This window comes from Microtetraspora sp. AC03309 (assembly GCF_020826795.1).
In the GTDB taxonomy this organism is placed as follows: domain Bacteria; phylum Actinomycetota; class Actinomycetes; order Streptosporangiales; family Streptosporangiaceae; genus Microtetraspora; species Microtetraspora glauca.
Genome location: NZ_JADDIL010000137.1, coordinates 1 through 10,895, shown reverse-complemented (window position 1 = coordinate 10,895; position 10,895 = coordinate 1). Strand labels below are relative to the sequence as shown.

Below are 10,895 nucleotides of genomic sequence, written 5' to 3'. Positions count from 1 at the left end.
CTGGGCGGGTGCCTGGGTGGGGCCGTTCGTGGGGGCGCCGCGGTCCACACGTTCGGGCGCGAGGAACGCGGCCGCGCCGCGGACGGCGCTGACCGGATCTCCGTGGGCCGGGGATCGGCCGGGAACCTCCCGCGCGAACGCGGGGTCGCCCGCGAGCACGCTCACGCCGAAGTCGGCGAGCAGGATCCGGCCGTCGTGGCCGAGGAGCACGTTCGCCGGTCGCACGTCGCCGTGCCGTACCCCGGCCGCGTGCGCGTAGGAGAGCGCGGCGAGGACCTGGCGCGTGATCGTGGCGGCGCGCGGGACGGGGAGCGGCCCGTCGCCGGCCACCAGGCCGTCGAGCGAGCGGGAGCGGACCAGCTCCATGACGATGTACGGGGTGCCGTCCTCTTCCGCGAAGTCGTGCACGGCGGCGATGTTCGGGTGGTGGAGCCGTTCGGCCTGCCGCGCCTCCGCCGCCAGCCGGCGGAGGATCTCCAGGCGGCGGCTCTCGCGCAGTCCCGCGGGGAGCAGCACCTCGCGGACGGCGACGGGCCGGTCGAGCAGGCTGTCGTGTCCCTCCCAGACGACGCCGGTCGTGCCCTGGCCGAGAGCACGCACCAGCCGGTAGCGCCGGACGATCAGCTGCCCCGGAGTTCCCATCCTGCCTGCCTCTGCACAAGGGCAAATATCACTGGATCGGGAGTCTTGCACAACTAGGGAGCGTTCTGTGGATCTTTGCCGTGGTGGCCGTCGGCGGGCCGGCGATCCCGGGGACATGCCTCAAAGGGGCGGAAGGGACCCGCTCGCTATATGGGCCAAAGTGATCTCGGTGAGCGTGGTCCGCTCGTGCTCGCGCAGGGCGGTCCAGACGCCCGCGAGCGGCCCGGCGACCCCGGGGAACCGCTCGCTCTCCGGCCACACGCCTTCGATGACCACGATGATGTCGGCCAGGGAGATCTCGTCGGCGGGCCTGGCCAGCCAGTAGCCGCCGTCGGGTCCGCGCTGGCTGTTGATCAGACCGGCCCTGCGGAGCTGCAGCAGGATGTTGTCGAGGAACCTGCGGGGAATGTCCTGCGCCGTCGCGATCCGCTCCGCGGGCACGGGACCGGGTGGCGCCGCCGCGAGTTCGGCGGCGGCGCGCAGGGCGTACTGGGTACGGGCGGAAAGCCGCATGCGCCGTAGGGGTCACGCCCCGGTAAGGGCCAGCGACCGCGAGCCCGGGTTGGGCCGCACGTTGACGGTGTCGCCGGGGTTCAGCGCGAGTTGCTCGGCCACGCCGCGCGTCACCTGCACCCAGGCGTCTCGGTCGCCGATCTGGAGCTCCACCCTGACCTCGAAGCCGAGCCGGACGACGCGGGCGACCGTCGCCTCGCTGCTGCCCGGCCGGGGGTCGGCGGTGATCTCGATGTCGTGCGGGCGGACGAGGCTGCCGCCGATCTCCGTGACCGGGCCGAGGAAGCGCATGACGAACGGGTTGGCCGGATTGTCGTAGACGTCCCCCGGGCTGCCGACCTGCTCCACCGCGCCGTCGGCGAGGACCACGATGGTGTCGGCGACCTCGATCGCCTCCTCCTGGTCGTGGGTGACGAAAACGGTCGTGACGTGGACCTCGTCGTGCAGACGGCGCAGCCAGGTCCGCAGCTCCTTGCGCACCTGGGCGTCGAGGGCGCCGAACGGCTCGTCGAGCAGCAGCACCTCCGGCTCCACGGCTAGGGCGCGGGCCAGGGCCATCCGCTGGCGCTGGCCACCGGAGAGCTGGGACGGGTACCGGTCGGCCATCTGCTCCAGATGGACGAGTTCGAGCAACTCCATGACCCGCTTGCGGATCTCGGCCTTGGGCCGCTTGCGGATCTCCAGACCGAAGGCCACGTTGCGGTAGACCGTCATGTGCTTGAAGGCGGCGTAGTGCTGGAACACGAACCCCACGTTGCGCCGCTGCGGCGACAGCCGGGTCGCGTCCACACCGGAGATCAGTACGGTGCCGGTGTCGGGGTGCTCCAGCCCGGCGATGACGCGGAGCAGGGTCGACTTCCCGCCGCCGCTCGGTCCGAGCAGCGCGGTCAGCGACCCCGAGGCGACGTCGATGGAGACATCGCGCAGCACCGGGGTGGTCCCGAAGGACTTGTTCACGTCGCGTACTTCGATGGCCATTTCAGTCCTTTGGGCGCAGGAGCCTGGTGAGCAGCAGGGTGACGACGGCGAGCAGGGCGAGCGCCGTGGCCGCCGCGAACGCGGCCGGCTGGTCGAAGTTCTGGAAGCGTTCCTCGACGAACAGCGTGAGCGTCTGGGTCTGGTCGACCAGGCGCCCGGAGACGACGGCGACCGCGCCGTACTCGCCGAGGGACCGGGCCAGACACAGCACCACGCCGTACGCCAGGGCCGACCGGATGCCGGGGAGCGTGATGCGGAGGAACGTCTGGAAGCGGCTCGCCCCGAGGGTGTGGGCGGCCTGCTCCTGCTCGTCGCCGAGTTCCTCGAGGACGGGGACGACGGCGCGGACCACGAGCGGCAACGCCACGAACACCGTGGCGAGCACCATGCCTGGCGTGGAGAAGATGATCTGGATGCCCCAGCTCTCCAACTGGCCGCCCACGGGGGAGAACCTGCCGTACAGCAGGATGAGCGCGAGCCCGACGACGACGGGGGACACGGCCATCGGCAGGTCGATGAACGCGCTGAGCAGTCGCTTCCCGGGGAACTCGTGCCGTACCAGCAGGAGGGCCGCGCCGACGCCGAAGACGGTGTTGGCGACGACCGCCCACAGCGCGACTTCGAGGGTGACGCGGAACGCGTGCAGCGCCGAGGGCGAGGTCAGCGCCTCGACGAACGGGGCGAGGCCGTCGCCGAACGTCCTCCAGACGATCAACCCGACGGGGAGGACCAGGAGGAAGAGCAGGTAGGCGACGGCGATCGTACGCAGGCCGTACTTAGCCACGGCGGCTCCCCCATCGTTGCAGGAGGTCGAGCGAGACCAGCGCGACCAGGGCCACGATCAGCAGGACGGTCGAGATCGCCGCGGCGCCCGTCGTGTTGTCCCCCTCGATCTGGCTGAAGATGTTGACCGCCGCGACCTGGGTCTTGAACGGTAGGTTGCCCGAGATCAGGACGGTCGAGCCGAACTCCGAGATCGCCCGGGTGAACGCCAGGGCGGTGCCGGACAACATCGCGGGCACCAGGTTGGGCAGGATGATCCGCCGGAACGTCTGGAACGGGCTCGCACCGAGGGAGGCCGCCGCCTGCTCCATGTCCTTGTCCAGTTCGATCAGCACCGGCTGGACCGTACGGACGACGAAGGGCAGCGTGACGAAGAGCAGCGCGAGGCCGACTCCGGCCCTGCTGTAGGCGAGGTTCACCCCCAGCGGGCTCTCCGGGCCGTACAGCGCGAGGAGGACCAGGCCTGCGACGATCGTCGGCAGCGCGAACGGCAGGTCGATGAGCGTGTCCACGATCCCCTTGCCGGGGAAGCGGTCGCGGACCAGCACCCAGGCGATGATCGTGCCCAGCACGAGGTTGATGAGCGCGACGATCGCCGAGGCGCCGATCGTCAGGGTGAGCGCGGCCCAAGCGTCGGGCGTGGTGACCGCCCTCCAGAAGTAGCCGAGCCCCTCGTCGGTGGACCGCCACACCACGAGGGCGAGCGGGATCAGCACGATGAGGCTCAGGTACAGCACGGCCGAGCCGAGGCCGAGGGCGGTGCCCCCGGAGATGCGTGCGCGCCGCCGCGCCCCCGCGCGCGGCGGGGGAGCGGGGCGGGTGGCGGTTTCCGCAGTCACTTTGAGCCGATCACTCCGCGTCGGTCATTCCGGGTCGGTCATTCCGGGTCGGTCATTTCAGGGAGATCGTTCTGGGGAGATCGTTCGGAGCCGGTCGCTTCTCGGGCCGGTCATTTCCCGGGCCGGTCGCTTCCCGGGCCGGTCACTTCTCGGTCGCCACGCCGAGCTTGCGCTCGATCTCGGCGACCTTGCCGGTCTTGGCGTCGAAGAACTCGCTGGTGATCTTGTCCCAGCCGCCGATGTCCTCGATGGTGAAGAGCTGTGGCGGGTTCGGCCAGGTGAAGCCGCTCACGCCGTCGGTCACCGGGCGGTAGCCGTTCTTGGCGAAGATCGTCTGTGCCTCGACCGAGTAGAGGTACTTCAGGAAGGCCGCGGCCTCCTTGGGGTGGGCGGAGTTCTTGGTGACCGCGACCGGGTTCTCGATCAGGAGCGTGGCGTCCGGGACGACGTACTCCAGTTCCTGCTTGTTCTGCTGGGCGAAGATCGCCTCGTTCTCGTAGGTCAGCAGCGCGTCGCCCTTGCCGCCGGTGAAGGTCTGCAGGGCCTTGCGGCCGCTGTCGTCCTGGACCGGGACGTTGTGCAGGAGCGAGTCGAGGTAGGCGAGCCCGGCGTCCTGGTTCGCGCCCTTGTCCGACTTCGCGCCGTATCCGGCGAGCAGGTTCCAGCGGGCGGCGCCCGAGGTGAAGGGGTTGGGCGTGATCACCTCGACACCGGGTTTGATCAGGTCGTCCCAGGTCTTGAGGCTCTTCGGGTTGCCCTTGCGGGTGCCGATGACCACGATCGACTTGGTCAGGATGCCCTTGGTGGGGCCGCTGTTCCAGTCCTCGGCCACGAGCCCGGCCTTGACCAGGCGGGTGATGTCGGTCTCGAGGGAGAACTCGACGAGGTCGGCCTTCAGCCCGGACGCCACGGCCCGGCTCTGGTCGCCGGAGGCTCCGTACGACTGGGTGAAGGTGATGTTCTTGCCCTCGGGCGTCTTCTGGAAGGCGGCGATGATGTCCGTGAAGGCCGCCTGCGGGGTGGAGTAGGCGACGAGCGCCAGTTTGACCTTGCCGTCCCCCCCGGAACCGCTGCCTCCCCCGCAGGCCGTGACCAGGGCGGTGGTCGCGATGACGGCGGCCGTGATCCCCCGTAGCCTGCGAACGCTCATGGGCTTCTCCCTGCTTTTCCTACTAAATGAGTCGGCTTAGCAGATATTGAAGCCCATGGTGATATTCCCGTCAAGCCCGGTAGGTTTTGTGCCAAGGGTGGGCGGCTAGGTCAGCAGATGGTGTCCAGCGACTGCGCGGTGCCCGGCGACGACGTGCCCTTCGACGTGTGAGGCGACCACCGGGGAGCATGCCGGGGACGCGGATGCTTGTCCCGTGGATGCTGGGGGCGCAGGGCCTTGCCGACCTCGCGCCGGATGAGGTCCCAGTCGGGATCGGCCGTGTTGACCAGCGGCGGCACGAACTGCAGGCTCCGGATGTGCGCGCTCTTGATCTTCTCGGAGAGGTCGAGCATCGCGGGCAGCATGCTCTGCGGCACGTCCGTCGTCACGTACCGCTTGGTCGCGTCCGCGATCCGTTCGAAGCCGCGCAGCACGGCCATCGGATCGGCCTGCTTGGCGACGGCGTTGAGCAGGCACTTCTGCCGTCCCATCCGCACATAGTCGTCGCTGTCGGTGCGCGACCGGCCGTACCAGAGCGCCTGCTGGCCGTCGAGCCGGCGCCGGCCCGCCTCCAGCACGCCGCCCTCCAGTCCGTACGGGATGTTCTGCCTGATGGTGACCGTGACGCCGCCCATCGCGTTGATGATCTGGGCGAAGCCCTTCATGTCGAGCATGGCGTAGTAGTCGATGTGGACGCCGAGTATCCCGCCCACGGTGTCCCTGAGCAGCCGCATCCCGCGGTCCCGATGCGTTCCCGGGACGATCGCCGGATGGTCCTCGGCCCACTGGTACACCTCGTTGAGCAGCCCGGGTGTCGTCTCGTCGCCGTCGCCGGAGAACCCCCACGGGAAGGCGTTCCTGGCCGGGCCCGCGGGCATCGGCACGTGTTCCAGGTTGCGGGGCAGCCCGAACAGCACGGTGTCCCCCGTACGGGTGTCCACGCTCGCGACGGTCATGCTGTCGGTGCGCGCCCCTGGACGGTTCTTCGCCGCGTCTGCGCCGACCAGCAGGATGTTCAGCCGCGGCTTCCTCGCCCATGGGTCCTGCCGCAGCGGCACCCCGCCGTTGAACACGGTGAGCAGGACGTCCCTGGACACGTAGGCCAGCCGGCCCGCGTACGCCATGGGGGCGATCACGAGTACGCACAGCAGCGAGATCACGCCCCTCGCGATGCCGCGCTCCACCTTGTCCAGATCCGGCGGGCGGACCAGCCGGTACGAGGAGATGATGACGGCGGACCAGCAGAACCCGATCGCCAGCGCCGTCATGATCAGACCGGTCAGCCAGTTCGGCCGTACGGCCAGTTCGAGCAGGGCGGGGCGAAGCGCCGTGACGGCCATGGTCACGGTCGCGAGCAGCACGGTGTACGCGCCCGCGAGCGCGAGCCCCGCCCTGGTCCGGCCCGCCACCAGGTGGGCGATCCCCCAGACCATGGCCGAGGCGAGGGTCAGCCCCAGCGCCTGTCCGAGGTTCCGCCAGTCGGTCCGCATCCGCAGCACTCCACGTCCGGGTATCCGTCGCTACTGCCCGCCGAGCAGGCGTCATAACAGATTAGTAACGGAACCCGTGGAATCGCGGTCAGCTTGCCGTGCAGCTGTCCTGGGTCGCGTCGAAGCCCTCGACGTCGTCCAGGGTCTTGGGCGGCTTCAGGCCGCGCCAGTCGGCGCCCAGGACGAGGACCAGCGTCTGGGTCTGCGCGTTCTGCACGAGGTAGGTCTTCGACGTCACCAGCTCGCGGTAGAGCCGTGGAGCCCGGCTCGCGCCGTCGGGGGAGTACTTGACGAACGTCTTGGTGTACTGCTTCCGCGCGGTGACGATCTTCTGGATGTGGTAGCCGCGCTGCTCCAGTTCGGCGGCCACCGCGGCGCCGGTGCCCTGCCTGCCGCTGCCGTTCTCCACGATGATGTGGATCTGGGACTTCGGGATCTTCTGCTCGCCGCTCTTGACGCCCTTGCTGATCTGGTCGGCGGCGACCATCTTGAACAGGCGGCCCGCCTGCGGCTGGACCCACTCCACCCGGCCGGGGTTGGTGACGGAATAGCGCCACGGCGTGGTCACGAACCGGATCTGCCCGGCGGTCAGGCCCTCGGCGCTCACCGCGAGATCCTTCATGACCCCCACGGTGAGGTCGGGGTCGGTGGTGATCGACTTGGTCACCGCGTCGAGGAAGCCGAAGAGCGTCTTCGGATCGGTCAGCGTCTCGCCGCTCATCGCCTTCTTGGCCATCGAGGCGAGGAACATCTGCTGCCGCTGGATGCGGCCGATGTCCGAGCCGTCGCCGAGGCTGTAGCGGGCCCGTACGTATCCGAGCGCCTGCTCGCCCTGGAGCACCTGCCGACCGGCGGCCAGGGTCAGCCGCGCCTTCCTGTCGTCGATCGCCTCGGGTACGCAGACGGGTACGCCGCCCAGCGCGTTGACCATCGACTTGAACCCGGTGAAGTCCACCTTCACGAAATGGTCGATGTGGATGTCGGTCAGCGCCTCGATCGTGCGCCAGGTGCACGCGACGCCGCCGGAGTTGAACGACTCGTTGATCATGCCGACGTGCGCCCGCTGCCCGGGGAGGCCGTTCTTCGCGGGGCAGGAGGGGAGCTGGACGAGCGAGTCCCTCGGGAAGCTGATCAGCATCGCGCCGTCCCGCTTCGGGGAGATGTGGGCGAGGATGATCGTGTCGGTCCGCTCGCCCTCGAACTTGCCGTACTTGGCGTTGGCCCCGTCGCGCTGGTCGGAGCCGACGATCAGCACGTTCATCGCCTTGCTGATCTTGACGGGCCGGGGACCCAGATCCTGCTTGGCCACGACCTCGTGCTTGACGTTACCGGTGAGCTTGACGTATCCGCCGACGAGGAAGGTCACGCCGCCGACCACCACGCCGAGGACGCCCGCCAATGTCGCCCACAACCAGGCCCGCCACTTGGGCGGGGCGGGCGGTGCGGGCGGCTCCTCCACGGGAAGCGCAGGACGCACGTCGACAAGACCCACGTTCTTAACTCCTGAGAATCGGACGAGGGCTGTCACCCGCGTCAGAGGGCCCGATACCGGCAAATCGCGGAAAGTGTAGCGATCTACCTTGAACGCCGCGTATCGCCATGTTGGCAACCAGGCTGCAAGCGGTGGTCAAGCGGGCGTCCCTATCCCTGTGACGTATGAAGCAGGCGAAAGGTTGTGAAATATGGCGCGAAACGCGCTGCTCGTCGCCGCCGCCGCGGGGCTCGTCCTCCTCATCGGCGGAGTATTCGGCATGAGCTCCCTCTCCACCATGTCCTGGGGCGTACCGATCTTCGTCATCGGCCTGTTCCTACTGATCATCGGTGTGACGGCGTTCGTCGCCAGGCTCGCGGGAGGCCAGGGGCCGTCCACCGGCGTACTCGGGCGCATGAAGGACTTCATGGGCACGGGCAACCAGGAACTGATCGGCACCGGGGTTCCGTGCCGTGCCCTGATCACCGCGATGCGGGACACCGGGACGATGGTGAACGACCAGGTGGTCGTCGCCTTCGATCTCCAGGTCCAGCCCGAGGGCGGCCGGCCGTACCCCGTGAACCACCGCCAGATCCTGCCGCGCCTCCTGATGGGTGCCGTCCTTCCTGGCAGGGTCGTCCAGATCTGGGCTGATCCCGCGGACCCGCAGCGCCTGGCCATCGACTGGTCGGCCCTCCCGGCCCAGAACCTCTGAGATCCGGTACGGCGGTGCCGTACCGGATCCTCATTGTGCAGGCGGCATGGTGTTCCCGCTGAGAAAGCGGAAGTATGCTTCCCCCATGCATCGTTCGTCGTGTCTGAGCTGGTGGCGCTCCTCGTAGGAGCGGCCGCTTTTCGCGCACGACCCCGGGCCGTTCGGATGGACGGCCCTTTTCGATGCTCTCCCCGGTCAAGGGGGCCTCCTCTGGATGGCGAACCATCCACACGCCAGGAGAACCTCATGACGACCGTCACCGAAAGATCGACGACCACCGACGCCGCGCTCAGCGCGGCGACCGGCGCACCCGCCCCCGTACTGCCCCCGCCCGGCGGCACGAGCCCCCAGGACAGCGGGAACAACGGGGCGAACGGGGAGAACGGGGCGAACGGCGGGACGATCGCCGAGACGAGAGCCGGTGTGAGCGCGGCCCAGCGGCGCAGCGCCGAGCTGGAGGAGCTGATCCCCCGGGAACCCGGGCGGTTCCGCGTGCTCACCGGTGACCGCCCGACGGGGCGGCTGCACCTGGGCCACTACTTCGGCACCCTCCACAACCGGGTACGGCTGCAGAACCTCGGGGTGGAGACCTTCCTGATCATCGCCGACTACCAGGTCCTGACGGACAGGGACGTCGCCGACCGCCTGAACGAGCGGGTGGAGGACCTGGTCCTGGACTATCTCGCCGTGGGCATCGATCCCACGCGGACCACGATCTTCGCGCACAGCGCCGTCCCCGCGCTCAACCAGCTCCTGCTGCCGTTCCTCAGCCTGGTCTCGGTGTCGGAGCTGAGCCGCAACCCGACCGTCAAGGACGAGATCGCGCACTCCCGGCAGTCGGCGGTCAGCGGCCTGATGTTCACCTATCCCGCCCACCAGGCTGCCGACATCCTGTTCTGCAAGGCCGACGTGGTTCCGGTGGGGCAGGACCAGCTTCCCCACCTGGAGCTCACCCGGACCATCGCCCGTCGCTTCAACGACCGGTATGGCACGGGCGCGGCCCCGGTCTTCCCGGAGCCGGACGCCCTGCTGTCGGCCGCGCCGCTGCTGCTGGGCACCGACGGCACCAAGATGAGCAAGAGCCGGGGCAACGCGATCGGCCTGGCCGCGAGCGCCGACGAGACCGCCCGCCTGATCCGGGGGGCGAAGACCGACGTCGACCGGCACATCACCTATGACCCGGAAGCCCGGCCCGAGGTGTCCAGCCTCGTGCTCCTGGCTGCGCTGTGCCTCGACCGCGACCCCCACGACGTGGCCGCGGAGATCGGCGGCAGAGGGGCCGCAGCCCTGAAGGCGACCGTCACCGAGGCCGTCAACGAGTACCTGGCCCCCATCCGCGAGCGTCGCGCGGACTACGCCCAGGACCTGGGCTTCGTGCGGCAGGTCCTGCACGACGGCACCCAGATCGCCAACGAGGTCGCGGAGACCACGCTCGGAGAGGTTCGGGCCGCCATGAAGACCGTCTACTGAAGTGCCGAGTGGTTCAAGGGTCAGGAGTGCTTCAGGGTCCAGGAGTGGCTCAAGAGTCAGCAGTGGTTCAGGGGCCACATGTCTTCACTCGACGGTGAGACCTCCGTAGGCGCCGGAGATTCGCGGAAACCGACGGCTGACGAGGTCCTGTATCCCGTTCAGGGCCTCGTCACCACCAGTTGTAGCTTTGCCTACCTGCTTTCATGGCACCTCGCTCACCCTCGAGTCCCTGCCGTCGTCAGGGCACTATGCGGTCGTCAGGTCGCCGGCCGTACGTCAGGGCACCACGCGGTCTTCAGGTCATGGGCCGTCTTCAGGTCGCCGGCCGTCGTCAGGGCACCACGCGGTCGTCAGGCCCCGCCGTCTTCGCGTTTGCCGTCTTCGAGGTCGCCTGCCGTATTCAAGGCCAACGGCGAGTGAGGCCCGCCCCATCGATCCTGTGTTCTCCATCCGCCCGAGTGCTGCCGGAAGCCGGATGGGGCTGTCGCTGGCGGGCGCCCGTAGTGGTTGGCCCCCTCCATGGAGGAAGACGACTGCGACGAGACGCAATACAAGGGCGCGAGGTGGCCCTGAATGAGATGGCGCTGAATGAGATGGCGCTGAATGGGGTGGCCCTGAATGGGGTGGCCCTGAATACGGGCGCTTCCCGCCCCATCTTTACCAAATGCCCAACCTCGAAAACGACATTCAGCAGTCTATGCACAAAGGGTACATGTGTAACTACTGAGAGTTGTTTATAGAACGTGTGAGCGATATATTTGCGGTGGGCTTAGCGATCGGAGGGGGAAGGGAGGCGTAATCGGATGGTTGTTTCGGGTGGTGTGCTGCTGTCAGCTCGCGCGGA

General features: G+C 68.7%; 10 protein-coding genes. 2 read left to right on the top strand and 8 right to left on the bottom strand.

Translation table 11 applies throughout. The features are described from left to right. From IMZ11_RS40985 to IMZ11_RS40950, 8 genes are all read right to left on the bottom strand, one after another. Positions 1-642, bottom strand: a 642-nt coding sequence (locus IMZ11_RS40985) for a serine/threonine-protein kinase (RefSeq protein ID WP_228648711.1), incomplete at its 3' end; no start/stop codon positions are given. 120 nt (positions 643-762) lie between these two features. After that, on the bottom strand, positions 763-1,155 hold the full coding sequence (locus IMZ11_RS40980) for an Rrf2 family transcriptional regulator (RefSeq protein ID WP_228648709.1): 393 nt from the start codon (positions 1,153-1,155) through the stop codon (positions 763-765). Between the two features lie 12 nt (positions 1,156-1,167). Beyond that, on the bottom strand, positions 1,168-2,133 hold the full coding sequence (locus IMZ11_RS40975) for a sulfate/molybdate ABC transporter ATP-binding protein (protein WP_228648707.1): 966 nt from the start codon (positions 2,131-2,133) through the stop codon (positions 1,168-1,170). A gap of 1 nt (position 2,134) precedes the next feature. Then, positions 2,135-2,917: a sulfate ABC transporter permease subunit gene (locus tag IMZ11_RS40970; RefSeq protein WP_228648705.1), complete on the bottom strand. Its 783-nt coding sequence runs from the start codon at positions 2,915-2,917 to the stop codon at positions 2,135-2,137. Then, a complete protein-coding gene (gene cysT / locus IMZ11_RS40965; protein WP_228648703.1) occupies positions 2,910-3,755 on the bottom strand; it encodes a sulfate ABC transporter permease subunit CysT in 846 nt (281 codons plus the stop codon). Before cysT ends, IMZ11_RS40970 begins: the two co-directional genes overlap by 8 nt. A gap of 142 nt (positions 3,756-3,897) precedes the next feature. Further along, complete coding sequence (locus IMZ11_RS40960) at positions 3,898-4,905, bottom strand: sulfate ABC transporter substrate-binding protein (protein WP_228648701.1); 1,008 nt, start codon at positions 4,903-4,905, stop codon at positions 3,898-3,900. 110 nt (positions 4,906-5,015) lie between these two features. Continuing rightward, on the bottom strand, positions 5,016-6,395 hold the full coding sequence (locus IMZ11_RS40955; protein WP_228648699.1) for an LCP family protein: 1,380 nt from the start codon (positions 6,393-6,395) through the stop codon (positions 5,016-5,018). A gap of 88 nt (positions 6,396-6,483) precedes the next feature. Next, positions 6,484-7,887, bottom strand: a complete 1,404-nt coding sequence (locus tag IMZ11_RS40950) for an LCP family protein (protein ID WP_228648697.1) — start codon at positions 7,885-7,887, stop codon at positions 6,484-6,486. Between the two features lie 190 nt (positions 7,888-8,077). On the opposite strand from IMZ11_RS40950, the gene IMZ11_RS40945 reads away from it, so the two are divergent. Further along, positions 8,078-8,581, top strand: a complete 504-nt coding sequence (locus IMZ11_RS40945; RefSeq protein ID WP_228648695.1) for a hypothetical protein — start codon at positions 8,078-8,080, stop codon at positions 8,579-8,581. Positions 8,582-8,827: 246 nt separating this feature from the next. Next, complete coding sequence (gene trpS / locus IMZ11_RS40940; protein ID WP_228648693.1) at positions 8,828-10,051, top strand: tryptophan--tRNA ligase; 1,224 nt, start codon at positions 8,828-8,830, stop codon at positions 10,049-10,051. Positions 10,052-10,895 lie beyond the last annotated feature (844 nt).